General features: G+C 32.3%; 25 protein-coding genes, 1 other RNA gene and 1 pseudogene. 10 read left to right on the top strand and 17 right to left on the bottom strand.

Features of this window, described 5'->3' with window-relative positions; all coding sequences use genetic code 11:
• Positions 1–2: 2 nt before the first annotated feature.
• The 4 genes from icd to pckA all read right to left on the bottom strand — a co-directional run bounded on the left by icd (position 3) and on the right by pckA (position 4,036).
• Positions 3–1,265 carry an NADP-dependent isocitrate dehydrogenase gene (gene icd / locus T367_RS21210; protein ID WP_051568321.1) on the bottom strand — a complete coding sequence of 421 codons (1,263 nt, stop codon included), beginning with the start codon at positions 1,263–1,265 and terminating at the stop codon, positions 3–5.
• 189 nt (positions 1,266–1,454) lie between these two features.
• A complete protein-coding gene (locus tag T367_RS21215; RefSeq protein ID WP_051568322.1) occupies positions 1,455–1,913 on the bottom strand; it encodes a class I SAM-dependent methyltransferase in 459 nt (152 codons plus the stop codon).
• A 133-nt stretch (positions 1,914–2,046) separates the two neighbouring features.
• Positions 2,047–2,430, bottom strand: a complete 384-nt coding sequence (gcvH, locus tag T367_RS0103470) for a glycine cleavage system protein GcvH (protein WP_027418604.1) — start codon at positions 2,428–2,430, stop codon at positions 2,047–2,049.
• Position 2,431: 1 nt separating this feature from the next.
• Positions 2,432–4,036, bottom strand: coding sequence for a phosphoenolpyruvate carboxykinase (ATP) (gene pckA / locus T367_RS0103475; RefSeq protein WP_027418605.1), 1,605 nt, complete (start codon positions 4,034–4,036; stop codon positions 2,432–2,434).
• Positions 4,037–4,167: 131 nt separating this feature from the next.
• Here pckA and T367_RS0103480 point away from each other — a divergent pair, with 131 nt between their 5' ends.
• Positions 4,168–4,872 carry a Crp/Fnr family transcriptional regulator gene (locus tag T367_RS0103480; RefSeq protein ID WP_051568323.1) on the top strand — a complete coding sequence of 235 codons (705 nt, stop codon included), beginning with the start codon at positions 4,168–4,170 and terminating at the stop codon, positions 4,870–4,872.
• 45 nt (positions 4,873–4,917) lie between these two features.
• Here T367_RS0103480 and T367_RS0103485 read toward each other — a convergent pair whose 3' ends face one another.
• The 5 genes from T367_RS0103485 to ssrA form a co-directional block, all read right to left on the bottom strand.
• Positions 4,918–5,706: a hypothetical protein gene (locus T367_RS0103485; protein ID WP_027418607.1), complete on the bottom strand. Its 789-nt coding sequence runs from the start codon at positions 5,704–5,706 to the stop codon at positions 4,918–4,920.
• 5 nt (positions 5,707–5,711) lie between these two features.
• Complete coding sequence (locus T367_RS0103490) at positions 5,712–6,509, bottom strand: hypothetical protein (RefSeq protein WP_027418608.1); 798 nt, start codon at positions 6,507–6,509, stop codon at positions 5,712–5,714.
• A 121-nt stretch (positions 6,510–6,630) separates the two neighbouring features.
• Positions 6,631–6,816 carry a four helix bundle protein gene (locus tag T367_RS0103495; protein WP_027418609.1) on the bottom strand — a complete coding sequence of 62 codons (186 nt, stop codon included), beginning with the start codon at positions 6,814–6,816 and terminating at the stop codon, positions 6,631–6,633.
• Positions 6,817–6,947: 131 nt separating this feature from the next.
• Entirely contained in the window at positions 6,948–7,292 is a 345-nt protein-coding gene (locus T367_RS0103500; RefSeq protein ID WP_027418610.1) for a four helix bundle protein, read from the bottom strand.
• 105 nt (positions 7,293–7,397) lie between these two features.
• Positions 7,398–7,801, bottom strand: a transfer-messenger RNA (tmRNA) gene (ssrA, locus tag T367_RS24460).
• A gap of 264 nt (positions 7,802–8,065) precedes the next feature.
• Here ssrA and T367_RS0103505 point away from each other — a divergent pair.
• From T367_RS0103505 to T367_RS0103515, 3 genes are all read left to right on the top strand, one after another.
• On the top strand, positions 8,066–9,286 hold the full coding sequence (locus T367_RS0103505) for an NAD(P)-dependent oxidoreductase (protein ID WP_316930845.1): 1,221 nt from the start codon (positions 8,066–8,068) through the stop codon (positions 9,284–9,286).
• A gap of 224 nt (positions 9,287–9,510) precedes the next feature.
• Positions 9,511–10,377, top strand: coding sequence for a sigma-70 family RNA polymerase sigma factor (locus T367_RS0103510; RefSeq protein ID WP_027418612.1), 867 nt, complete (start codon positions 9,511–9,513; stop codon positions 10,375–10,377).
• Between the two features lie 126 nt (positions 10,378–10,503).
• Positions 10,504–11,955, top strand: a complete 1,452-nt coding sequence (locus T367_RS0103515) for a glyceraldehyde-3-phosphate dehydrogenase (protein WP_027418613.1) — start codon at positions 10,504–10,506, stop codon at positions 11,953–11,955.
• 184 nt (positions 11,956–12,139) lie between these two features.
• On the opposite strand, the pseudogene T367_RS21220 reads toward T367_RS0103515, so the two are convergent.
• From T367_RS21220 to T367_RS21230, 5 genes and pseudogenes are all read right to left on the bottom strand, one after another.
• Positions 12,140–13,616, bottom strand: a pseudogene (locus tag T367_RS21220) (IS1182 family transposase); the annotation flags it as partial.
• A 269-nt stretch (positions 13,617–13,885) separates the two neighbouring features.
• Entirely contained in the window at positions 13,886–14,086 is a 201-nt protein-coding gene (locus T367_RS0103525) for a hypothetical protein (RefSeq protein WP_027418614.1), read from the bottom strand.
• Positions 14,087–14,197: 111 nt separating this feature from the next.
• Positions 14,198–14,941 carry a DUF1207 domain-containing protein gene (locus T367_RS0103530; protein WP_027418615.1) on the bottom strand — a complete coding sequence of 248 codons (744 nt, stop codon included), beginning with the start codon at positions 14,939–14,941 and terminating at the stop codon, positions 14,198–14,200.
• 136 nt (positions 14,942–15,077) lie between these two features.
• Entirely contained in the window at positions 15,078–15,557 is a 480-nt protein-coding gene (locus T367_RS0103535) for a hypothetical protein (protein ID WP_027418616.1), read from the bottom strand.
• Positions 15,558–15,559: 2 nt separating this feature from the next.
• Positions 15,560–16,639 (bottom strand): serine hydrolase domain-containing protein, encoded by a 1,080-nt coding sequence (locus T367_RS21230; protein WP_051568324.1) that lies wholly within the window; start codon positions 16,637–16,639, stop codon positions 15,560–15,562.
• 261 nt (positions 16,640–16,900) lie between these two features.
• Here T367_RS21230 and T367_RS24630 point away from each other — a divergent pair, with 261 nt between their 5' ends.
• A complete protein-coding gene (locus tag T367_RS24630; protein ID WP_084274291.1) occupies positions 16,901–18,031 on the top strand; it encodes a helix-turn-helix domain-containing protein in 1,131 nt (376 codons plus the stop codon).
• Between the two features lie 24 nt (positions 18,032–18,055).
• Here the strand turns inward: T367_RS24630 and T367_RS0103550 are convergent, their stop codons facing one another.
• The 3 genes from T367_RS0103550 to T367_RS21235 form a co-directional block, all read right to left on the bottom strand.
• Positions 18,056–18,691 carry a MarC family protein gene (locus T367_RS0103550; protein WP_027418618.1) on the bottom strand — a complete coding sequence of 212 codons (636 nt, stop codon included), beginning with the start codon at positions 18,689–18,691 and terminating at the stop codon, positions 18,056–18,058.
• Between the two features lie 178 nt (positions 18,692–18,869).
• The gene (locus T367_RS0103555) at positions 18,870–19,499 is read right to left on the bottom strand and encodes a DsbA family oxidoreductase (protein ID WP_027418619.1); all 630 of its coding nucleotides are present in this window, start codon (positions 19,497–19,499) and stop codon (positions 18,870–18,872) included.
• Positions 19,500–19,528: 29 nt separating this feature from the next.
• Positions 19,529–20,074, bottom strand: coding sequence for an OsmC family protein (locus tag T367_RS21235; RefSeq protein WP_035842279.1), 546 nt, complete (start codon positions 20,072–20,074; stop codon positions 19,529–19,531).
• Positions 20,075–20,219: 145 nt separating this feature from the next.
• Between T367_RS21235 and T367_RS21240 the strand changes: the two genes are divergently transcribed.
• The 5 genes from T367_RS21240 to T367_RS21250 all read left to right on the top strand — a co-directional run bounded on the left by T367_RS21240 (position 20,220) and on the right by T367_RS21250 (position 26,385).
• Positions 20,220–20,690, top strand: a complete 471-nt coding sequence (locus T367_RS21240; protein WP_051568325.1) for an Lrp/AsnC family transcriptional regulator — start codon at positions 20,220–20,222, stop codon at positions 20,688–20,690.
• A gap of 530 nt (positions 20,691–21,220) precedes the next feature.
• Positions 21,221–22,309, top strand: a complete 1,089-nt coding sequence (locus T367_RS0103580) for a helix-turn-helix domain-containing protein (RefSeq protein ID WP_084274293.1) — start codon at positions 21,221–21,223, stop codon at positions 22,307–22,309.
• A gap of 55 nt (positions 22,310–22,364) precedes the next feature.
• Complete coding sequence (locus tag T367_RS0103585; protein ID WP_027418622.1) at positions 22,365–23,279, top strand: CPBP family intramembrane glutamic endopeptidase; 915 nt, start codon at positions 22,365–22,367, stop codon at positions 23,277–23,279.
• A 50-nt stretch (positions 23,280–23,329) separates the two neighbouring features.
• Positions 23,330–25,216 (top strand): CPBP family intramembrane glutamic endopeptidase, encoded by a 1,887-nt coding sequence (locus T367_RS24465; RefSeq protein WP_072032152.1) that lies wholly within the window; start codon positions 23,330–23,332, stop codon positions 25,214–25,216.
• A gap of 410 nt (positions 25,217–25,626) precedes the next feature.
• Entirely contained in the window at positions 25,627–26,385 is a 759-nt protein-coding gene (locus tag T367_RS21250; protein WP_316930846.1) for a DNA alkylation repair protein, read from the top strand.
• Positions 26,386–26,982: the final 597 nt, after the last annotated feature.

The raw sequence follows: 26,982 nt of genomic DNA on the forward strand, positions 1-26,982 counted from the left end.
ACTTAATTTTTAGTTGCTAATCCACTTAATTGAAATGAATTCATTTCTTTAACGAATGTGTTACCGAATTCAGAACATGCTAAACCTTTTGATTTATCTTCAAGTAAATCTGCCGTTACTTTCCCTTTCAATATTAAATTGAGAGCTACATTTTCAATTAAATCGGCTGCTTCATTCCAATTCACATAACGCAGCATCATCACACCCGAAAAAATAAGTGATAGTGGATTTGCAATATCTTTTCCTGCAATATCAGGAGCACTTCCGTGCGTAGCTTCAAATACAGCACAACCAGTCTCATAATTAATATTCGCTCCAGGCGAGATTCCTATTCCTCCGATACAACCAGCGACTGAATCTGATATATAATCACCATTCAGATTAGTTGCAGCAATTACAGAATGATTCTTAGGATGTAATAATATATCTTGAAAAAAAGCATCTGCAATTCTATCTTGCATTAATACTTTTCCTTTTGCCGCATTATTTTGTAAAAATTCTTTAGCAGCTGCTTCTCCTTTTAGTTTTTTAACTTCATTAAAATCGGCCCAAGTATAAGTCACTTCAGGGAAAAATGTTTTGGCTGTTTCATAGCCCCAATTTTTAAATCCGCCCTCTGTAAACTTCATAATATTCCCTTTATGAACTATTGTTACGGATGGTAATTTATTTTCAACAGCGTATTGAATTGCTGATTTCACCAATCTTTCTGAGCCTTCTTGTGAAATTAATTTAATACCTATAGCACTAGAATTCGGGAATCGAATATTGGTTTGTTTAAAAGTGTTCTCAATAGTATCAATCAGTGATTTGGCTTCAGGAGAGTTTACATCGAATTCTATTCCGGCATATAAATCCTCCGTATTTTCCCGGAAAATTACCATATCAATATCCGCTGGATTTTTTATTGGAGAAGCAACACCTTCTGCATATTTCATTGGTCGAACGCAAGCATACAAATCTAATTTTTGTCGAATTTGAACATTAATTGATCTAAAACCTCCACCAACAGGGGTTGTAAGCGGTCCTTTTATCGAAACTTTGTATTTTTTTAATGTATCTAGAGACGATTTTGGTAAAGGATCTCCAGATTCAATAAAGGAAGAATTTCCAGCTGGCACGTTAATCCAAGATATTGACCTATCGTTATCGTATGCGATTTTAACAGCTGTATCAATGATACTTTTTGTAACACTCCATATTTCAGGTCCTATTCCATCTCCTTCAATAAAAGGAATTTTTAAAGTTTTTGCATCTTCACTCATCAGTTTTGTTTATTTGTGACTGGCCTTAATGTAAAATCTATATTTTATTCTTGAATGAAAAATGAAATATTTCATCTTTTATACGCGTCATATTTCAATCATGTATTTAAGTCCCGTTCTCAAAGATATATTTATGTTAGGACATTTCTAAGGCAGATCCCCGTAAAAATCAGATTTCTGTAATTTTGTTTATTTCTTCTCCCAGAAAAGCAATCTTCCGTTATGTTTCATCTCTTTCAAAAAGTATTCTTTCGGTAAAAAGAAATCACTTGAACAATACGTCACCACTCTCGTTCCTTTTGGACATGCATCTAGTTCTTTAAAAACATATTGCTCATAAGCTTCAAACTTTTCTTTTGAAAAATCAATAAGCTTATCAATTCGACCAAAATCTACAACATGTTCATAAAAAGGATTGTAATAATAAAAGGCTTCGTAGGCAGTAAAGTCCACCTGATTAATATTACTATGGATAAAGGTTGCGTTTTCGGCTTGCACGAATTCCTTCACTGCATTCGCTTCGTCAATTAACTCTTTTCTTTTTTCAACACCTGTGAATTGCCCATTCGAATAAAGAGAACCTAGCACACAAAACTTTCCAACTCCTGATCCAATATCTAAAACCTTCGTATTTGGAGATTTAACCAACCAATCAATAGCCTCAAGAATAATTTCATAAGCAGTCCAATGAAGTGACGAAAGATCACGATACTTTGGCTGATAGAGTAAATCAAATATATTGTTTATTCCTTCACTTTTGTATCATCCTGAATAGTCAATATTACGAGATCATGTTTTTATATGCTTCACTGTTTAATAATCCTTCAATAAAATTAGGATCATTCGGTGTCACTTTTATCATCCAACCTCCAATATACGGATCATTATTGACCAATTCTGGTTGATCGATAATTTCGTCATTTAATTGAATAACAGTCCCAGACATAGGCATGAATAAATCAGAGACCGTTTTAACCGCTTCAACAGATCCAAAAACATCATCTTTTGACAATTCTTCATCGACTGTTTCAATGTCTACGAATACAATGTCACCTAATTCTTTCTTAGCAAAATCTGTGATCCCTATGGTTGCAATATTCTTTTCACTATCATAAGCAATCCACTCATGTTCTTGCGTATACAATAAATTTTCTGGTATATTCATCTTAAATTAAATTTGAAACTTGTTTTACTGGTGCTCCTGCAATTATATTTCCATTCTCTTCATTCTCATACTGCTCATAATTCTTCACAAATTGATCTGACAAATTCGTTGCTACTTTTTCATAGTCATCTGCATTATCCCATACGCTAGCAGGATCTAAAATTTCACTTGGCACTTCAGGACATGATGTAGGAATCGTTAAACCAAAGAATGGTTCTGTTTGAAAAGTAACATCTTCGAACGAATTATTGAGCACTGCGGTAATCATTGCACGGGTATACTTAAGATTTATACGCTCTCCTACTCCATATCCGCCGCCTGTCCAGCCTGTATTGATTAACCAGATATTTACATCATGTTCTTCCATTTTCTTACCCAACATTTCAGCATAATATTTAGGTGCTAAGGGTAAGAACGGTTCTCCAAAACACGCGGAGAATGTAACTTGAGGTTCTGTAATTCCCTCTTCTGTTCCAGCCACTTTTGCTGTATATCCAGATATGAAATGGTACATCGCCTGCTCTTTTGATAATTTAGATATCGGCGGTAAAACACCAAAAGCATCGCATGTTAAAAAGAATATATTCTTCGGATGACTCCCTGTTGAACTTGGTACAATATTGTCTATAAATTCTAAAGAATAAGCAACACGCGTATTTTCTGTGACGGTAACATCTTCGAAATCTACGGTTCTTGTTCCTTCATAAAATTTAGTATTCTCTAATAGTGAACCAAAACGAATTGCATCGTAAATTTGAGGCTCTTTTTCTTTAGAAAGGTTCACACATTTAGCGTAACAACCACCTTCGAAATTAAATACACCTTTATCGCCCCAACCGTGTTCGTCGTCTCCAATTAATCTTCTTTCTGGATCGGCAGAAAGTGTAGTTTTTCCTGTTCCTGACAACCAAAAAAACAAAGCAGATTCATCATTCTTGCCAACATTGGCAGAACAGTGCATTGAGAGCACATCCTTTTTGTGTGGCAATAAATAATTTAATACAGTGAAGATACTTTTCTTAATCTCTCCTGTATAGGCAGAACCTCCAATAATTACTCGTTTTTTAGTAAAATCAATAATCGTGAAATTCTCTTGTCTCGTACCATCAATTTCTGGAATGGCTTTAAAATTTGGAACAGCAATAATTGACCATTCTGGATTAAAGCTATTCGCTTCTTCTTGTGTAGGATTTCTAAATAAATTATGAGAAAACAAACTCTGCCAAGCAGATTCAGTAACAACCCTTACATTTAAACGATGTTCTTTTTCAGCACAGGCGTAAACATCTTTCACAAATACTTCTTTATTTTCTAAATAAGCCAAAATACGGTTATAAAGTTTAGAAAATTGATTCGATTCGAACGGGTGATTAACATCTCCCCACCAAACTACATCTTTGGTATTTTCATCTTTTACGACATATTTATCTTTCGGAGATCGTCCAGTAAAAGTTCCTGTCGAGCAAGCTAAACTTCCCGTATCCGTAAACTGTCCTTGATTCTTATTGATTGTGATTTGAATGAGTTCAGACGGCAATAGATTCCAATGAATCTTACCTAAATTAATCATTCCTAATGCTGATAATTGTTCTGCTGGTTCTAACATAATGATATATTTATGAGGGCAAATTTACGGCCAACAATATTCGATTACATTGAGAAATGATTACCAAAAAATTGATTTAAATCAATTCCTTTTATCTTTGTTTGCGCTTATAAGAAATTATTTGACTGATCATGAAACAAATCTTCCCATACGAACGCTATTTATTGCAAAGAGAACCTTTTTTTGAAGGCTTATCTGAAGAAACTTGGCAAATATTAAATGACAAAAAAAAGGTCATCGAATATAAGAAGGGACAGATTATCTTTCATGAAAACACATATCCAACAGGCGTATATTTTATAGAGTCTGGTATTGTAAAAAAATACTCCTTAGGTCAAGAAGGCAAGGAGCATATTTTTTATATCTGTAGTAATCAAGATTTATTAGGACATCACGCCCTATTAAGCCAAGAAACATTCCCCGACTCAGCTGCGGCAATTGAAGACAGTCGCATAGCATTTATTCCAGAACAGGCATTTTTAGAAGCTTTGCAACAATCAAAAACATTATCTGACCGCATGTTAAAGAATTTAGGTCACGAATTCGGAGCCTGTATTCACCGAACAAAAATTTTAGCACAACTAACCGTTAGAGAGCGGGTAGCGATATTTTTATTAATTCTTTGGGAGAAATATGTTTTGTTTTTAGACGCAAAAGATACACCTACATCAATCAACTTGAGCAGAGACGACATGGCCAATCTTGCTGGCACCACAAAAGAGTCTTTGGTTCGTGTTTTACACGACTTTAAAGAAGAAGGTATCATAACGAGTAAAGGACGATCAATTAAAATTATTGAACCTTTAGCATTGATTAAGGTGAGTAATTATGCGTAGGATATTTTAACTAATGAAATTGACTTAACATCTTTATCCAAATCATTAATTACTAGAAATGGCACTTCTTAAAATTTCAAGTGTATTATTCCCTGTTAAGCGGAGTTCAATCCAACCAATTCGATCAATTAAATTACTATCCGTATAGATCAATTTAAAAGGAATGTAAAAAAGTTCATTAAAAGGAGCAAGACCTTGACATTGTGCTTCTCTTATCGTCCGATGACCAATCAGGGAATCTCCTGTCCCATCAACATTCCAGTATTCATATTGAAATGCCTCACTATACAATTCATAACTGATGTTTTCGGATGGTAATTCGGGTAATGAAAACACACGCGTATTGGCCTCAAGTAGCAAAACAGCGCCAGGTTCATCATCCCTTAGTATTGCTCCACTTGCTGGATTACAAGTAAATATTTCTTGATAGGTTACTCTATAATACGAACCATAGTATCCACCAATTTTTTCACTTTTCACATACCAGTCCGCTGAATTCAGAATCTCGGGTAAGATTAATTTTCGATTTTCGTAATAGTTAGCAACTGTAAAACCAACATTATAATAAGGACGCTCTCCAATAAAATAACTTGAAGTACTTTCAATTATATCAAAAGTAATTTCGGGATTACCATCCTTATCTAAATCGATACTATGACTATCAGTAACTATATTATTTGCTGTATCTGTTTCAAGCTTAATATTGTGGTTCGCCACAATAAGTCCTGTAGTATTTCCGGCAGTTAAAATTGGCGTAGGTGTGGAAATCTCATCTTTTTTACAAGCAATAACAGTTAGTGCTATAAAAATGGGGAGTATAATCTTTTTCATCATCTTGTTTATTTTTCTTTAATTCCAGAGGCAACAATAGTTAGTGTATTTTGCCCCGTCAAATAGAGCTGAATCCATCCATAGCGGGGATTTAGTCCTACTTCATTGGTAATCATGAATGCTAAATAAAAATCTTGATTGTAAGGAGCTCTTCCTTCGCACAGACCTTGACTGTCCAAAATGAATGTAATTAACGAATCAGGCTCTCCTGGAATAGGAGAAGGACCATTTTTCCAACTTAAATCATTTCGAATTAAATCAATTTTTTTGCGCTGTTTATTCAATGATATCTCCTTAACAAAGCCTCCTTTTCTTACGCAATTCACTGCACCATTCGCATTCTTGTTCAATCTCGAACCTTCAATTTTATCACAAGTCATTTTTCGGACCGTTGTTCTAATCGGTGTATGTCCATTATCTGCAACACTATAGGTGTGAGTATATTTTTCATATTGCACACCTGATTTTTCATGTTCATAAAATGAAATTTTTCGATTTATGGATTCCAAATTAAACACTTCAAAACTCACCTCAATAACCCTGCCCGTATTATATCCGCTATTGAATTCAAGACTTGTAAATTCAACATCGCCAATACCATCTAAATCTAGATCGATACTATGTTTTAGCATTCCTGTCCCTGCTGTAATGTCAGGATCAAGCGTTACATCATGTGTTGTTACTGAATATTCATTAAGATCGCCTACGTTATCTATAGCAAATTCATTATTATCTTTTCTACAAGAATTAATGGAGAATAGCAATATTATTAGAAAGGTGATTTTCTGGAATGACTTCAATTTCATTAGTTTAGTTAGGGGGCTAAAAGTAATAATTAAAATTAATTAAATCAATAATATAGGTTAGTACACTGTTGAGTTTTTTTGAAGTGAATGCACTAATTATGTTTTTAACTCAATCCTTTTATCAAGCTGAACAAAATTTTGTAAATCTTCCGGAACCTTCTGCTATATTAAGCATGACAATGAAAGAGGCCCTTCTCAATTGATCATTTGAGGTTCTGTCTAGATTATTCGATTTTAAAAAGTTATTTACTTTTTTATTAAAATCTTTAGCTTTAGCGTAAACTGTTAGTTTTTCGAAATCAAACATAGATTATTTTTTTAAGCAAGTGTTTAAGCAAGCCCTTCGACAAATGCTCAGGGACCAAGAAATGAGGGACAAAACAGCTTATCGCAAGAGTAAATCGCTGTATGCTCTTTACTCTTGCTCAATACTGGTATTCACGATAATGTTTTAATCATTGCAAATAGCATCCTCGACAATTCATCGAGATCATTATAGAAATCCTTAAATTCCTGCTCGTTTAATGTCTCTATGTCTTTTAAATAATCAAATATCGCAACACATTCAAAGGTCGATCCTCTCGAAATAACATAAAAATTACGTTTATCAGGTTTTGTAAATCTTCCAGAACCTTCTGCTATATTAAGCATGATACTGAAAGAGGCCCTTCTCAATTGATCATTTGTGGTTCTGTCTAGATTATTCGATTTTAAAAAGTTGTTTACTTTTTTATTAAAATCTTTAGCTTTAGCATAGACTGTTAGTTTTTCGAAATCAAACATAGATTATTTGTTTTAAGCAAGTGTTTGAGCAAGCGTCTTGAGGGACAAAACAGCTTATCGCAAGAGTAAATCGCTGTATGCTCTTTACTCTTGCTCAATACTGTTTTGTGGAGCCGGAGGGGATCGAACCCTCGTCCTAACAATGAGTCTATATAGTTTCTACATGTTTATTTTGTGATTGAACTTCAGTAAGCAGCTGGGCACAAACACCCCACAACAAACCTAAGCTACTTTATCTCACTAGCGCATCATAGCACTACACTAGCCAGATCAAACTTTTGATGCCTGTGACCCTACCTCGATGATCAAAAGGTTGGCAGACAGTTAGTTCCCCTTACTATTATTCGGGTGGAATTAAGGTAATATAGACTTAGTCTAGATTACGCAGCTAACGCGTAAGAATTATTGTTGTCAATTATTCTTGATACAAATACTTTTAACGAGGTATATTGCATTTCTCGACATGCTTGTACATCTACCGCAGTTGCAGTCAAATCCAAGTCGGCCCCGAAAAAAAGAACGAATTGCAAATATACAATATTAGTTCTCCAATAAGTTCTGTTCAACTAAATAATTTATCAAGAGAATATATTACGCTGGTTTATAATGGTTAAAACAAACCTTCGTCAACAACAAAATATCAAAAGCCAAACAACTAAGAAAGGAGAGAATACGTTTCATTCCTAATACAAATAAACAATCACAGAAATAACCGTTATTTAGATTGAATAAATTTAAATAAATACTACTTTTACAGAAGAAATACACATTGAATGAACAAGATTAAATTAGGAGTTCTTAGAGAAGGAAAAACTCCACCAGACAAACGTGTACCACTTACCCCGCCCCAATGTGTTGAAGTGATGCGAAAGTTTACAAATGTTGAAGTTATAGTTCAACCTAGTCCAATAAGGTCAATTCCAGATGCCGAATATTTGTCACAAGGAATTAAAATGCAAGAGGACTTGTCAGATTGCGATATTTTAATTGGGGTTAAAGAAGTCAAAATAGCAGATTTAATTCCAAATAAAAAATACTTATTCTTTTCTCATACCTATAAAAAACAGCCCTATAACAGGAGTTTATTACAGGCGATACTTGACAAAAAAATTCAATTGATCGATTACGAGATATTGAAAAATGCCAAGGGGAATCGAATTATAGGATTTGGTAGATACGCAGGAATTGTTGGGTGCTATAATGGTTTTTTAGCTTTTGGAAAAAAGCACAATTTATACGACTTAAAACCTGCTAATCAATGTGCTGACAGGGTTGAATTAGAGCAAGAGTTAAAGAAAATTAAATTACCTAAGCATACAAAGATAGTTGCAACTGGATTCGGTAGAGTCGGCAATGGTGCTAGAGAAATTTTCAGCACTATAGGACTAAAGGAAGTAGAACCTGAAGACTTCTTAAACAAATCATTTGACGAACCTGTTTATTCTCAATTAGAAGTCTGTGATTATTTTGCACGAGAAGATGGCGCAGCATTTAGTCGTAAAGAATTCTTTAAGAGTGGAGCTGGTCATATTTCAATTTTCAATAAGTATTTAGCTGTTGCAGATATGTATGTTGCATGTCATTATTGGCATTCAAGTTCACCTTTTATCATTACACGAGAAGATTTAAAATCTCCCGATGTAAGGGTTTCGGTAATTTCAGATATCTCATGTGATATTGATGGACCGGTAGCTTCAACACTTCGCCCATCTACTATTGCAGATCCCCTTTACGGTTACGATCCTCAATCAGAGAAGGAAGTCGATTTTATGGCTCCCCAAGCGATAGGTGTTCAAGCTGTAGACAATCTACCTTGCGAATTACCAATGGATGCGTCAGATGATTTTGGAAGTGAATTAATCAAGGAAGTTTTCCCTGCATTGTTCGGTTCAGATCCTGATAATATCATTAAAAGAGCTAGTGAAACCGATCTAAATGGTGCATTAATGCCAAATTATTCGTATCTTGAAGAATATCTCCAAGAAAAAAATTAGCGTTTATTAACATTTATTACTGTAATGAATATCATACAAGTGCGTTATACACTTTAGAGCATTTAAAGTTTTTTTAATGATTTTCATACAAAAATGTAACTTTTGAAATCAAATAGAAGTTAAAATATAATGAAATTATTTTAGGGAAACTTAAAATAACGCTTGACTTGCATTCTATAATAGTTTAAGTTTGCAGTCTATTAAAAAACAAAACAAGAAAAAGGATGAGGCAGTTAAAAATTACAAAATCTATTACTAATCGTGAAAGTCAATCTTTAGATAAGTATCTACAAGACATTGGTAAAGAGGAGTTAATTACTGCTGAAATTGAAGTTGAATTAGCTAAAAGAATCAAGCAAGGTGACCAAGAGGCACTTGAAAAACTAACAAAAGCTAATTTAAGATTCGTTGTTTCAGTAGCTAAGCAATACCAAAACCAAGGTTTAACTTTACCAGATTTGATTAACGAAGGTAATTTAGGTTTGATTAAAGCTGCACAGAAATTTGATGAAACAAGAGGATTTAAGTTTATTTCCTATGCCGTATGGTGGATTCGTCAATCAATTTTGCAAGCTTTAGCCGAACAAGCTAGAATCGTCCGTTTGCCTTTGAACCAAGTTGGTTCGTTAAACAAAATTAACAAAGCATTTTCTAAACTCGAACAAGAATACGAAAGGCCACCTTCAGCTGAAGAATTAGCAGAAGTATTAGAGGTTCCGGAAGATAAGATTAAAGAGTCTATGAAAGTTGCTGGTCGTCACGTATCTATGGACGCTCCCCTATCTTCTTCGGAAGATGGCGGAACATTGATGGATGTTATGGCGAATGGTGATTCGCCAAAAGCGGATAAATTGTTAATGGCTGAATCATTACAAAAAGAAATTGAACGTTCATTGTCTACTTTAACTGATAAGGAAAGAGAAATTATACGTCTATTTTTTGGTATTGGAATGAATCACGGTTTAACATTGGAAGAAATCGGAGCGAAATTTAGCTTAACACGTGAGCGTGTTAGACAAATTAAAGAAAAAGCAATTCGTAGACTAAGGCATACGTCTCGAAACAAATTACTCAAAGCTTATTTGGGTTAATAAGAATTAACAAAGCGTCCTATCAAATTATTGGTAGGACGCTTTTTTTTTAAATCTCTTTTTTCTTTTTAATTAGAGAATTAGACATTAAATTTGCATAAATTTTTAATTAATTAATTTTTTAGAATGGAATCATCTTTAGGTTACGAAAAAGAGTTGCAAAACTATATCGACAACGAAAAATCAGCCGTAAAACTAGCAAACTATGTGGGCGAATTATTGTATGATAAAGGCGTTGAATTAGTTTTGTTCAGAAACCACTTATTGGACACAACGAATTCAGAAATTATTAATCTACATGATTATGCTGAAAAAGTTGTTGGAAAAAAGATTTTTATCTCTACTACTACTGCTTTAGCAGAAGAATTGTTAGAGTTAGATCTTGCTCCAGCTAAAATTGACATAGGTAAATTAGCTTATGAATGGGTTCAAGAAGGAAGTAACTTTGAAAACAAGCGTTCTTTTTTAGAAAACAAATTAGGTGACTTAATTGAAACTGATGGTCATAAATTCGCACCAAGAGATGTAGTTCTTTACGGATTTGGTAGAATTGGTCGTTTAGCAGCGCGTGAATTAATTAAACAAGCTGGTAAAGGTCAACAATTAAGATTAAGAGCAATCGTAACTAGAAATAATTCTGACGAGCAAATCACTAAAAGAGCTGCATTATTAAGAAACGATTCTGTTCACAATGATTTTAAAGGAACAGTATCTTGTGATTATGAAAACAAAGCTTTAATTGTAAATGGTCAAATCATTACAATGATTGAAGCAAGTAATCCTGAAGATATTGATTATACAGCTTACGGAATTAACAATGCATTAATCATTGATAATACGGGAGTTTATACAGATAAAGAAGCATTATCAAGACATTTAAAAGCAAAAGGTGCCGACAAAGTTTTGTTAACTGCTCCAGGTAAAGAAATTCCAAATATTGTTTATGGTATTAACCATTTCGATTTGGATTTAGATGGTACAAAAATTTATTCTGCTGCATCTTGTACAACAAATGCTATTTCACCAATTTTAAAAGTGATTAACGATAAATTTGGTGTTGAAAAAGGACATATTGAAACGGTTCACGCTTATACTAACGATCAAAACTTATTGGATAACTTTCACAAGAAACCAAGAAGAGGACGTTCTGCAGCAATTAATATGGTAATTACTTCTACTGGAGCTGGAAAAGCTGTTACAAAAGTAATTCCAGATTTAGCGGATAAGTTAACAGCAAATGCTGTTCGTGTACCTACTCCAAATGGTTCGTTAGCGATCTTAAACTTAACTATCGGAAGAGAGACTTCATTAGAAGAAGTTAACAGTGTAATAAAAGATGCTGCGTTAAACGGAAACTTAGTCAATCAAATATTTTATTCAATTGACGAAGAATTAGTTTCAAATGATATTATTGGTAATACTTGTTGCTCTGTTTATGATGCACCTGCTACAATTGTATCTCCAGACAAAAAGAATATTGTATTATACACTTGGTATGACAACGAGTTTGGATATACGAAACAAGTAATTCGTTTAGCTAAATATATTGCTAAAGTGAGAAGATTAATTTACTATTAATCAATTCAACATTATATAAAAAAAGGGAGCTGTCCAGAAAGTAATTTCAGACAGCTTTTTTATATTTCACCTGATAAGTTCAAAAGTTTGATAAGATTTTTTGAGTTCTGTACAGGTTTATTATACGGAGTATTTTTAGCTTTTTTTACTAATCTACATTAAAAACGAGCTTTCTGTCCATTACCTAGACTACTAATGCAGCCTTTTTCAGATTGTCAGCCATTGCAATAAGTCCTGTTTCAATTTCAACTTTCTCAAGTCCCCTTAGCATAAACCTTTTGAAGTTCATATCCTGCTTAATATTACTAAAAACAGCTTCAACATTCCAGCAACGTTTTTTTCCTATGAGCGATTCCTTTTTCGGATAACAGCTTTTCTTTAGCTTGTTGTTTAAGCCTTTGTAAATTATGGTTCCTTTGTATAATTCGATTGGTTTTAGCTCTATGACACTGGGCTTTATGTGGGTACCATGTGCACCTAAAGGCTTGATAACTTGTAATCGTTTGTACAAATCCTGTTTTGGTTTTTTTATGGTGTAAACCTATATTTTTCATAGGTTGTCCCATTGGACAGTAATAAGTATCTGTTTGAACATTATAGTATAAGTTATAGGGATGAAACTTGCCTCTCTTTTTGTCGAGTAGTTCTTTGTGAAAATAATTGTACTCGACAAAGGTTTCTATTCCGTGAGACTCAAGTGTTGTGTAGTTTTCCTCAGAGCCATAACCAGCATCTATGGTAAGGGTATTGGGTTTTTCATTAAAACTTGCAATGTGTTCTTCCAAACGATCTATAAAAGTGGTGGTGTCAGCAGTGGTTTGAGCAAGAGTGTAATTAGCAATAACCTGTTTTTTGGTAGAGATTTGAAAATTATAACCTGGTTTGAGCTGCCCATTTTGCATGTGGTCATCTTTCATCCGCATAAAACTTGCGTCTAGGTCAGTCTTATTCATGCTATTTCGTTCTCCCATTAGCGCTTCTTGACGCTCATACCTGAGAAGGTTTTTGGCCAATTCCGTTTAACATGGTTCAATTTTTATTTTACTTTTTTATCGACAGGTTTATCTTTTATTGCTGTATTAATCTTCTCTATTGTTCGCTCAACATCTGTTGAATTTATCCCATCAAAGTTAGGTGCATTAGGCTGTTGCTCTACGTCTTGGTAAACCTTTTCAAAATAAGCCCACAAATCTAATTATTGTTTCTGCATCTTCGCTTTGTCGGTTTTAATACTCTTACCCCAAACAAATCTATACCGATTGGCATTAGCTTCTTACTTGGTGCCATCACATATAAATCCTTTAACGACAAGTAGCCCCGTTGAGCTAAGAGTACAACCACCTGATTAAAAATTCTCTTTAGTCGACCTTTTAATCATTTTCTTCTAAAATCATTTTGGTATTGTGGTCCGGTTTACTTTGTCCATTTAACCACTTAAAATGAACGTTCTCTTGCAAGGCCTGCTCAATCATTCTTGAAGAATATACGTTACAAAAACAAGAGTAAATCAAAACCTTGAATAACATATGTGGATGATAACTCGAAGTACCACCGCCTTTATAGGTTTTCTCCAAAGAACCAATATCAATATGATCAATAATTGTATTCACTACTCGAGCGGGATGATTAGTAGGAACCAGATCATCATAACTAGTTGGAAGTCAACTCAATTTATCTTGATCATAATCTCTATAAACTACTTTTCGAATCATACTTCAAGATACAAAAATTGAAAAGTCAGTCAGCAAGTAATTCTAAACAGTTATTAACAAAAAGAGACCACCTTTTCTGACAGCCTTTTTACGTGGCGGATAGATGGAACCTGTTATAGGCCCCATTATTGCAGGTTTCGGGAGGTACAAAAGAGTAATCTATGAAATTACATGAAATGTTTTTGAAACCGGTTTTTTTATCTAAAAATTGTACTTTTTTATTTAAAGTCATAAATCAACTTAATCCCAGCCCAAGGATAAATAGGAATATTACTGAATTGACCATTTGGATTTATACCATAATAAAAATTAAAAAAGAGACCAATATTGGAGAGTTGATTTTTATTTGTTACAAATTTCCATCCTGCAAGGCAGTTTACAGAAAGTTTATAAGCTTCTTTTTTGTGCTTAAATTGCATTTTTCCTCCTGATGTAAGAACCGAATAAGGATAGTCATAGCGTACTCTTAAATTTAGATCCGTAGATAAAAGAAAAATTCTTTTATCAGTTGAAAATTTTCCCTTGGGATTTTAATACTGATATTGGAAATACGGTTCTATCCATCTTTTAGAAGGTCTAATTTTGACATTTATTGATTTTTCTAAAGGATCTACTGTATAGTATCCTTTGTTTTTATTCCATAATAATTTTGCGCCAACTCGGAAAGAATGATTTTTAATTATTTCACCATATGGATCATTTACTAAAATAGCAAATTTGTATATTTCGTAAGAGACGTTTATTCGAGCTACAGGAAGAGTATCTTTGAGTTTTGAAACTACCAACTCATCCCCTACATGCGTACTTTCATGAAAAAAAGGAATAAATCGAAATCCGATATTATTAATTACTGAACAGTTGAATTTATAGGAGTAATTTAATTCAAGCAGGGCAAATCTATAGTCAGTATTAAGAATCGGAGCAGTACTAACCTGGGTATAATCGAACCATACAGCGAAAGATAAAGGTAATGATAATGCTATTTTATGTTTAGGAGCAGAATGTAAGCAAATTGGAATTTGACTACCTAAAACAGGTTCTTCCACTGAAACTATTTTACGTTGAGCTGCATCAATATCATAATCTGGAAAGACGATCATAAAACCCAAACCAATTTTTGTAATAGAGGCATATTTTTCTGCAAGAAAATAGCTTCCAAAATTTCTTGATTTAAAAAATGATTTTTCATTAGTGCCTTGTGAAAAAACCGTATTCGGAGGTATTAAATATATTAATAATATCATTAATATTAATGACTTAAAAGGAGGAATCATTTAAACGTGTTTTGATCCAATTTTATTGATAATTTTTTTGTTCAAAATTAGCAGGGTGAAATGATGAATGAAAAATTATAACAATCCTTTAAGTTTAATTTAAGGATTGTATACACAGTTACAATTAGATTAATACTTATTTGCCAAAACTGTATCCAAACCCAATTCCAGGATATAGATAATGGAGAGGTTTTATATTAAACGTATTACTTTTGTGATTGTAGCCTGTCAAGGTAGGAGTAATTCCGCCACGAAAAAACCACCCCCCGTTACCTTGGTATCTGTACATAATAGTGGCTGAAGGAAGTATACTTCCCTTTACCAAGCTAGGGCGAAATCTAATATTAGTAGTAACACCAATGCCAAATTCAACAGCATGACGAGAGCCAAAAATATAATTTAAGTGATGAATTGTACGAATCGTAGGATCAAAATCTTTAATATACATTGCCCCAAGCCGAATACCTATGCTGGGACACTTTGTAAATTGATAGGTTCCATTTAATGAGTATATTTCTCCAGAACCTAGCAATTCTGAATAAACGCTCCATTGTTTCTGCGCATTAACGGACAATGTAAAAAATAGAATAAATAAGGAACTTGTAAATTGTTTCATAATTAGTATTTCATTAAGTTGTGAATTAGATCATTGTACTGTCTTCCGCTTACATCTGCACTTCCACCTTTTTTTATACCAGCAGAAACAAGTAGTGGGAACTTTACCTTATGTACAACAACTAATTCTCTTTTCGGAATAATTGTAATATATTGCCCACCGTAGCCATCAGCCTGATAAGCTCCATCAAGGTCGGAATAGTCATTATTTGCAAAGAGCCACCAGTAATAACCATAAGCAAATTGTTGATCATCTGGATTATTATAACGAGCGAGCAGAGTATCTGATGGTGTATGGATAGCAGTACTCTCATCAATCCACGAATTAGAAATTAATTGCTGTCCTTTCCAAACTCCCTTATTCAACATTAATTGACCAATTTTAGCCATATCTCGAGTTGATATATAGATATGATAGGCTGGATATTGTGATTTCCCTTTTTTTGTACTTGATTTGCTTTGATTTTTAATATTCCAGTCCTGAAACCCAAGTGGTCTAGCTAATTGATCTTCTATTTCTTGGTAAATATCATTCCCACTTTTTAATTCTAAAATATGTCCTGCTACATTAAAATCCCAGTTGTTATACAGAAAATAATCTCCTGGTTCAACACTACCGCGAGGTTTCGCATTTTTTGAATCATAACCACCATTTGCTGGCTCATAAAAAACACCTGATTTAGCCATCAAAACATCTCGTACTGTCGCTTGTTTTTCAATGGGTAATAAACCATCAGCTTCATCAATTCCTAAATCTCCAATAGTTTCGTTCAAATCAATAGTACCATTATCAATATATTTTCCATAGAGCATACTGCAAATGCTCTTTCTGCAAGATGCCATATAGCTAATTGCCTTAGTGTCTCCATATTCGTAAATAGATTTACCATTATATAGTATCATCATTGAGGTTGTATTATAATCTTTATCTAAAGTATAGGTGAGTTCATCTAATTGAGATGATTTAAAACCTGATCCAGTTAAGTCTTCGGTATACTCTATAGCCTCTCCCTTAAAAATAGGTTTTTTTTTACAGTTGAGACAAAAAATTGCAATGATAAATAGTAGTAGTACTTTTTTCATGGTTTCTGTTTTTTTTGACAAAAATACTATGCGGCAATGTTAAAATCGAATGTAATTGATATTGGAATGTCTTATTGGATGTAATGAGACAGAAAATAATGTCAATAGAGAAAGAAAAACGGACAAAAGAATTAAAATCGGAAGTATTAGACCTCTAGAGGAAGAAGGGCTTAAAAAATAGTGTAAATTTAGTGGCGAGTATTTATTTGTAATCGGCACGCAGAGTGTAATTTTATTTAATGAGTAGCAATCTAAAAATCCATGAACTTATTGTATGACTTTTTGTTTATCCTGGGTATAATAATATCTGGGATCTATATAATCATGCTATATAGATTAAGTATTAAATCTATGCCGCATAGATTGTTGATGTTGTTTTTCAGCGTTATAATAATAGTTCTTTTAGACGCTTATGCGATACTTCATAAAATAGATTTATTAAGTCTGATTACTTTTATACCAGCTAGCATTTCAAAATTTCTTTTGGGAGGATTATTATTTTTATATATTAAATCCTTATTCTATGACGATAAAGTAGTTTTGAAAAAGTATTGGATTGTTTTTATTCCAATGATCCTCTTTTTAATATTATATTCCATTCCAACACTGATTGCTTTACAATCAAAAAAATTTTTTCTGGGTCATCTAAATATTCTGTACAACTTTAACTTTATCGTACGGATAATCTCCGACATCATCTTATTTTCTTATTTAATTCTCTGCTTTCGCACTTTTCTCCGCTTAAAAAAGGTTTTAAAATGTAGTAATTCAGAAATTACACACAATAATTTTATTTGGGTGAGATACTTATTGGTTGCCGCAATGGGGGTAATTTTTATTGACTTTGTTTTTGCTTTATCTCTTGGAATATTTGATATTAATGGAAGAACTCAAAATATTGTTATGGCTTTATTGGTCATTTCAATTGTTTATGCGGCCTATTTTGGTTTAAATCAATCAAAAGTTTTGGTACCACAATTCTTATTGGAAGATACTGTGAATTCTCAACCTAAAGGAATAATACAATCAGTAAGTGAAGATAATGAAGAACAATTTCGACTATTAGAGCTTAAGCTTCAAAGGGTTTTATTGGATAGAAAACCCTATTTAGATACTGAATTGACCTTAAGTAAACTGGCTGATTTCTTAATGATTTCGGATAAAAAACTATCAATGCTTCTTAACGATTATATGAATGTTACCTTTTATGATTATATTAACAATTGCAGAATAGAAGCTTTTAAGGAAGCCGTAAAGCTTGGGAAGTATAAAAATTTCACCATTGAAGCCATAGCGTTTGAGTGTGGCTTTAAATCTAGAGCAACGTTTTACCGTATTTTTAAATTAAAAACGAATATGTCTCCCTCTGAGTTTAAGAATAGTATTGGATAAGAACGGGAAGTATACTTCTAATTATTAAGATGTTAGAATATCCAATAGTATTGGTTTTAAACCTGCAAAAAAAAATTCCACTGCAATTACCATCACAATCAGCCCCATTAATCTCATCATTACATTATTACCTGTTTCTCCTAGTATTTTAATTATTTTTGAAGAGCTATATAGAATAATATAAGTCAAAACAATTACCATAAATAAGGCTAATACTAAAACATTTTTTTTGTTGAAAGTGTTTGCGTCCTCCATCATTACAATTGCATTTGTTAAAGCTCCAGGCCCATAAATCATAGGGATAGCTAATGGAGTTATGGATATATCATTTACATAGGTTTTAACCTCAGACTCTTTTATTTTTACTTTACCTAATCTTGCTTGGAGCATATCCATTCCCATCAGAAAGAAAATCACACCGCCTACAATACGAAAGCTATTAACAGATATCCCAAAAAAATTAAACAAGAGTTGCCCTGAAAATGCAAACATTACAATTGTTACAAAAGAGACTGCAGATGCTTTTTTAGCCGTTTTATTACGGTTTTGTAGATCTATGTCTTTCGTCATAGTCAAAAAAATAGGCATTGTACCTAATGGATTAATTAGGGTAAAAAACGAGGTGAAGACCAAAAGACCGAATACAAATAATTCATTCATTATAGGCTTTTTTTTAATGTAATATTTTGAAAATACTACTAGAGTAAATGGATAATATTAACGTAAATAAGACTTTAAAAAAGATTGATTTAGAAGTTTTCATAAAGATTTTATTTGCGTTTAGGAATACAGTCATGTGTAATAGAACAATTAATGTTCTTTTGTAAAAGATAGGAGACTAATTAATAAATGCTTTTTTTAAGGTGTCCAAAAATACTTGTTCCGATTGAGCTCCTGAAAATGCATGTTGATCATTGAATACAAAGAAAGGCACACCTGAAATACCTAGTTCAGCCGCCATTTTTTGATCCTCTCGAACTCGATTGTCGAATGTATTTTCTTTTAAACTGGTTCTTAGCTCCTCTTGCACAAAGCCTAATTCATCTCCGATTTTTAGTAAAACATTAAGATCATCTATATTTTTCCCATCTGTAAAGTAGGCTTTTAATAGGAGTTCTTTGGCTTCATTTTGTTTATTGATTTTTTTTGAAGCGTGAACTAGCTTATGAGCCATGAAAGAATTTGCAACAACAATGTCATTGAAGTTAAAATCTATTCCAATTTCCTTCCCCATATTGGCGGTATTATTAAACAAACCTGTAATCTTTTGTCTTATAGCACCTCTACTTATATAATGATCAAGGGTGTCTATATTTAAATTTGTTTCTAGGCTTGGGTCTAGTTCAAAACTTTTCCATTCGAGCGTAACTTTTTCTTTATGTTCAAATTCGGAGATTGCATTTTCTAATCTCCTTTTTGCTACGTAACAAAAAGGGCATCTAATATCCGACCAAATAGTAATTTTCACGCTAAAGCGCTTAGGAGTATTTTGAATCTTTATTCTGGTAAAATGTTTAAAATAGCCACCATTTTTACTTTGTTCGCCATGGTTGCATAATTAGGAGAGTATTTCATAACTTCTTCTGCAGCTTCTTGGAATTGACTCTCTGTTCCATTTCCTTTTACTGTAAAAGCATATTCAATAGCTTCGAAACCAACTGATGAGTTTTCATTGATTCCTAAAAAACCTTGTAAATCTAGTCCTGATTTGATATCTAATTTCACAGATTTTAAATCAATACTCTTTGTAGAGTACATAGCAACAAATGTGACTATCATATAACCAGATAATCCACCTAATAAATAATCTTGTGGTGTTGGCATTGAATGTCGTCCTAATAACTGTTCTGGCTCATCAATGGTAAAAGAATAATCATGGGAAATTTGCTCATCCCCCAACATAAGGTTATTTGTTTTAACCTCTACTAATGTTCCTTTTACCCATGTAGCATTCACACTACTTTTGTATAATCCATTTTTAGCATTTTTTTTGACAGTTTCTTTGTAGGCTGCTAATGCCTCTAAATTTAAACCATTAATCATATTTTTCTTTTGAAAAGTTTTTAATACATAATTTGTATTATTCTATACTAAACCCTGTACAAATTTCTTTTTTTTAAACAAAACTTCAAATTATACACCGCTAAATGTTTATTTTAGCGAAATATATTCGGTAAAAAGACAAAGTATGAGATTAGATCAAAAGGATATTCAAATTTTAAAGTTATTACAGAATAATGCACGACTATCAAACAAAGAGTTAGCAGTAGAATTGGATATAGCTCCTTCTACTTGCCACGAAAGGTTAAAAAAATTGACAAAAAGTAATTTTTTTAAGGCATTCAATGCGAGTTTAAATTTGGAAAAGCTAGGGTTTAATATTGAGGTGTTAATTAGAGTTCGTTTAAAAAAGCATGAAAGAGAGGTTGTAAACTCTTTTATTCAAAAATTACACACTTTAAAAGGTATTGTTAGATTTTATCATTTAGCTGGCGAAACTAATTTTATGCTCCATGTCGCAGTGGAGAATCCTAATACGCTTAGGTCTTTTATCTTGGATGAACTATCGGATTTTAAATATATTGATAATATTGAATCATCTATTATTTATCATAACAAGTGTTTGCATAATTTGTCTTATACCAATGTGATTGAATGATCCAACTTTTAATAGTATATATTACAGTACACTTAATAAAGTTTATTTGTGTAAAAAATAGAGTTTTTGAACTCTTTTTTGGGGATTTTAAATTATTACAAGCGGTTTCAGTGAAGCAACTCGAACAAATTATCCTCCCGATTATTAGTGCAAAGGTCTTTATATAAACCTTTATCTAATGATTATTGAACTCTCAAACAGTGTTGTTCCGCTTAAGATTGAATTCTTTTGTACCAACTGGTAAATTTAATGAGGGTTCAATAATTTAAATAAATAGTTCGAAATCCAACTTGCTGTTTTAAACGGTACTTTTTCGAAGTTACTATATATTTGAATCATATTATTTGAAAAACATACCTTTTTTCTTAATTGATACATTGAAATTAATTCTATTTAAGTTACCCTAGTGGTGCCAGTTTTTTGGATAAAAAATAAAAATATATGACACAAAATTTTACATTTGTTAAAAAGAAATGAAGGTGTTTTACATTCTATGTGGTATTAATAATTATTATAAGTCATAAATAATTATGGAATTGATTAGCAGTATTCTTACAGTCGCAGGCATCAGTATAACTGCTTTCTTGATTACTTTATTTTTAGGTAATTTTTTAAAGAATAAATCAAATATCTTACTCATCATAATATTATTGGCCTTTGTTCCACTCTTTCTGTCATATAACTTATCCTTGATTAACAATGAAAAATGGATTTTGACCATTATACCATTTACATGCTTCGCCTTAATTCTTTTTGGTCCATTATTGTATGAATATGCATTTCATTTTTTTAATTCTGGTCGTCAAAAACTATTTGAAAAACGGAAAAAATATATTCCATTTCTTGTGATTTTATTTTTAATAATTTTATCCTATTTTATTCTTAACGAAGAAGCTTATGCCATTATTCTTATTGTTTCATTAGGCTTTAGTTTTATTCATTTATTTTATTATCTCGTTGTTTTGATCAAGTATCAATTGAAATCAACAAAAAAATTAAAACAATTTTACTCCAATCTTGCAAATAAAGATCTTTTTTGGATTAACATTCTCATCATAGGATTGTTTGTTGTTTTAATCTTAGATTCTATCTCAGGACTAATCACCTTAACTATTGGTTTTAAAGAAGTTCCCGTGGTTAATACATTGTTCTTATTAGTACTCATTTGGTTTTTAGGATACTATGGTCTTACTCAAAAAAGATTAAGTGAAGACCTTGATGAACTAAAAACTTCCATTGAACCAGATGCTAAAATAATTCTTTGTCAAACTGAGGAATATCAAGAATTAAAACGGCAATTAATAACCATTTTAAACGAAAAAGAATTATTTAAAATGGAAGACATAAACCTTAATATTCTTTCTCAGCACATAAATGTTTCGTCTAAAAAAGTGTCTTATCTATTAAATCAGTGTATGAATACTTCATTTTATGATTTAATGAATATGTACCGCCTTGAAGCATTTAAAACTAAGGTAGAAAAGGGAGAAATAAAAGAGAAAACCATTCTTGCTCTTGCTTTTGAATCTGGGTTCAATTCTAAAGCATCGTTTAATAGAATTTTCAAACAAAAAGAAGGTGTTTCTCCAAATGAATACGTAAAAAATTTGAATAAATAGGTCTCACGGCTTGCCATGAGACGATCAAGACTTGAGTTCTGCATAGTTTTGTACTATGAAAAATACGAATAAATTTATTGCACAAGCAAATCATGGAGATAATAGATGGTGGAAATACCTATTAGCAATTATTAGTATTCTCGCAGCATTTTCGTTTGGTCAAATTCCGCTCACACTTTTCTCATATTACAAAAAGAAAGATTTAGGAATTAGTGATGAAAAATTTTTGGAATATATGGAAAATACAAATTTTTCAGCATTAGGAATATCAGAAAATACTTTTTTTCTGCTCCTTTTAACCATGTTTATCTTTGCTTTTTTTGTGATTATATGGTTACTGCCAATTATTCATAAAAGAACTACTTTAAGCTTTATAACGACTCGAAATAAATTTGATTTTAATCGATTTTTATTTGGTCTGGTAATCTGGTTTGTCGTGGCATTTATGCTTATCTTTCTGCTATTAGATTCAGATAAGTATATCTACAATTTTGAAGTTGATAAATTCATTCCTCTAGCTATTATAGCAATCATATTGGTGCCAATACAAACAGCTGTAGAAGAAATATTCTATAGAGGTTTTCTGATGCAAGGAATTTACCGTTTGACGAATAAGAAATGGATAACATTATTAATCATTACCATCTTATTCGCAATAAGTCATGCTTTCAACCCTGAATTCAAAAATGGCTTTTTAACAATTATCCCCGCTTATTTAATCTTTAGCTTTGTGATGGGTTATATTGCCATAGTCGATAATGGATTAGAGATACCTATAGGAATCCATACAGGAAATAATCTATTCGTTGCTATCATTTTAAGCGCTTCAGGGGCTTCTGTTACTACACCATCATTATTTAAAACAGATATTCACAATTTAGTCGATATCCTGCCAGCTTTACTTGTATTGCTGTCTGTATTCAGTTTTGCTTTATTAAAACTAAAATATAAATGGAAACTGAAAATATAGTGAAACACAATTAGTCAAAATAAATTTCTGAAATTATAAAAACGATTTAAATGAATACAACACTAAATATCAAGAGAAATATTGTCATTCTCGGGGTTTCATTATCACTGTATGGAATTTTAGTTTTTTTGATAAAATCTCTACTTATAAATGGGAATGATACTTTGAATTTAGCAATTACGGCTGACCTATTGTTCGTTGTTCCGCTTATTTATTTTCTACTCATTCGAAAATCCAAAATCCCAAATACAACAGTAATACCGGTTATGTTAGTAGGACTCATACTTGGGTCATATTTTTTGGAAAAAGAAAGTCAGACCTATTTAGACTTATTTAAAAATTGGGCTTTACCAGTAATTGAATTTTCCATTTTGACCTTTGTAATAATTAAAGTGCGAAAAGCGCTTAAGACATACAAAAAACTAAAAAGTGTTACACCTGACTTTTATGATACGCTAAAAAGTGTATGCAGTGAAATTCTCCCTAAAAAGCTTGTACTCCCCTTTGTTACAGAAGTCGCTGTGTTTTATTACGGGTTTATTAATTGGAAAAAAAGGGTGATTAATAGCAACGAATTCACCTATCATAAGGAAAGTTCTACGCCTGCATTACTCGGAGGATTTATTATGGTTATAGGAATTGAAACAATTGCCCTTCATTTTTTACTTGCAAAATGGAGTCTGATTTTTGCTTGGATTCTTACAGTACTAAGTTTATACACAGCGATTCAAGTTTTGGGATTTGCAAAAGCACTTTCTAAAAGACCGATATCTATTGAAAGTAATAAGCTTTTTCTTCGATATGGGATTATGAACGAAACAACTATTGACTTAAAAGATATTGATGACATTGAAGTCTCCTCAAAAGACATTGAATTAAATAAAGAAACTAGAAAATTGTCATTTTTAGGCGCATTGGAAAGTCACAATGTGATTATCCGATTAAAATATGAAAACACATTGATAGGATTGTATGGTTTGAAAAAAAGGTTTATAACACTATTACTTCATGTCGACAGCAAAGCTGATTTTGTTAATTCTGTAAAAGCTGCTATTGAAAATACAGAGCTATTTAAAACACCTGTAAAAGAGGTCGATGAAATCTCCAAGCCCTTGGGTGGCTTACTTTCGGACAGGCAAAAAGCCATCAGGGCTACTGGTTGGATTTTAGGGGTATCATGGCTATTCGGATTCACTGCTTTTTCTTTATTCAATAGTGATAATGAACTCGCTTTTGGTATATCAACACTTATTTTTTCAATGCTACCTGCTATTATTGTCATAATTTTGAACAAATTAGAAAGTGGTCGTTGGAAAGAATTACAATTTGTTAAACCAAAATTGAAGCCTTCTATAGGGGCATTTATAACGCCATTCATCTATTTCGGAATTGTTCTATCTATCCAATATGCGCTTGAAATCAGGAGTGTTCCAAATTGGGGTAAATTAGGTTCTGTTAATGAAATGGTTTTAGGTCTTATTCTAGGGTATCCACTTATGCTTTTTCTCATAATGGGAGAAGAAATTGCCTGGAGGGGGTATTTGCAAAAAAAATTAATTAAAACGTTTGGAGGATTGAAAGGCTTGATATTTCTTGGCTTGATATGGGGAATTTGGCACCTCCCGCTTTCTTTGCAAGGTTATAATCTACCCGATAGTCCTATTCTTGAAGCCTTTGTTACAACTCCACTAATGTGTATTGCTCTTGCACTAATGATTGGTTACTATGGGTTAAACAGTAAATCAATTTTTATAGGTTTAATACTGCATACAAGTAATAATCATTTTGGAGGCACATTCTTATATGTTACAGATGTCTATGATGAATTTACTCATGCTATGGTTTTTAGTATAATTTATATTTTAACGATTATTCTTTTTAGTATTTTGTACAGAAAAAAAGAAAATACTTCACACTGCAACTTTGGCATTAATTAAAGAAAATGAATCGAAAATTTCAGAAATATTAATAAATTGAAATTCGGAAAAGAAAAACACACATCTATCAAACTTCTTTAATCGAATTGCTTACATGAAAGGGCTATCTGTTACGTTATTTGCTACTACCAAAAAAGTTGTAACAATACTTTGGAGTATGCTTTTCAAAAATCAACATTGTAATCCTCTAACTATTTACGAATACCTAAATCAAAAAAGAAAACGAAACATTAGTGGGCTTCAAAAACAAATCGCTAATTTAAATGCTAGAATGAGTAAAATAAAACTAATCTAAAAGTGTTTAAAAAAAGTGATTTGTGGAAACGTTACTCAGAATTGACCCAAAAAGAATGGATAAAGAAATAATTAATCGATAAGGAGCAAGAAAAGCCCAAGATATTCCACTAGAAGTGTTAGAGTTGCTTAATATCGGAAAAATTGAGACGGTTAATTTAACGGAATGGTTGGCGATAGACCATTTAAAACTTATTGAAGCAAATTTTACAGAAATTGGAATTTCGCAAGAAAATATAAAACTCATTTCAGAAAAAGTAAAATATCAAAAAAAGCCTTCGACATTGAATACAATCAAATTAGTTGGCTCAGTGCTTTACGAATTATATTCTGATGATAAATTATTTGATTCAATATTTGACAAATTGAGTTCTCACTTGTCTGACTCTATTCGCTGTTACGCACCGTATCTTAAATCTTTAAATCAAAATTTAAATATATCTGAAAAGCTAAATCAATCTGAAAAGCTTATTGCAGATAACCATTTTGGAGTTCGAGAGGTGCTGTGGATGGCTTTACGACCGAAAATTGGTGAATATTTAGAAAAATCTATCGAAATTTTAAGTAGTTGGACAAAAAGCGAAAATGAAAATATAAGACGCTTTACAACTGAAAGTACAAGACCGAGAGGTGTTTGGTATAAACACATTGAACAATTAAAGGAAAATCCAAAAATCGCATTACCTATTTTGGAAAATTTAAAGTCTGATAAATCAAAATATGTTCAAGATAGCGTTGGAAATTGGTTGAATGATGCGAGTAAATCTGAACCAAGTTCTGTGATTGAATTATGTGAAAATTGGAAAAAGGAATCAACAACAAAAGAAACTGAAAAAATAATAAAAAGAGCGAGAAGAACAATCGATAAAAAATAACTGCGAATAACTAAGATTCGACGCGCCGATAGGCCGGTAATCAATGGAGACCGCTGAATGTTGTGTTGACGGATCCGTTTGCTTCGACTTCGAATACCTCAGTGCAACTTAGAATAGGTAGAGTCATTTTTAGTCACTATGGATAAAACGAGAACTTTAGTGCTTATTTGGGTTTGATTGATGTATTGAAAACGGTTCGATATTTTGACTATTTAACACGTTTTTCTTTGGCTTTAATTCAATTTCGGTTCAAAACTGTTGATTTATTGAGATTTTACTAATTTTTCGGCAATTGTTTTTCCAGCTCGCATTTGGAAGATTTTTAAGTGTTTAATAATCATTGGTTCATTCGTATTTACTTTTACATTCCTTTATTAACCACTTAATAGCTCATGTAGTAAGTGGTCTAAAAGCCCCTTTATTGGAGTTAACTGTTAAAAACATGCATTTGTGGATGCTCACTTTCAATGTACTTTTATAATCCTCTTGCCAAGTGATCGCTAATGGGCACATATCGATCACTCAATCCTTTTTTCTGTCGAATGAGTACTGTTTTCCGATCAAAGTTAGCTTCACATAAACGTATGTCAAGTATTT

The organism is Crocinitomix catalasitica ATCC 23190 (assembly GCF_000621625.1).
Classification (GTDB): Bacteria; Bacteroidota; Bacteroidia; order Flavobacteriales_D; family Crocinitomicaceae; genus Crocinitomix; species Crocinitomix catalasitica.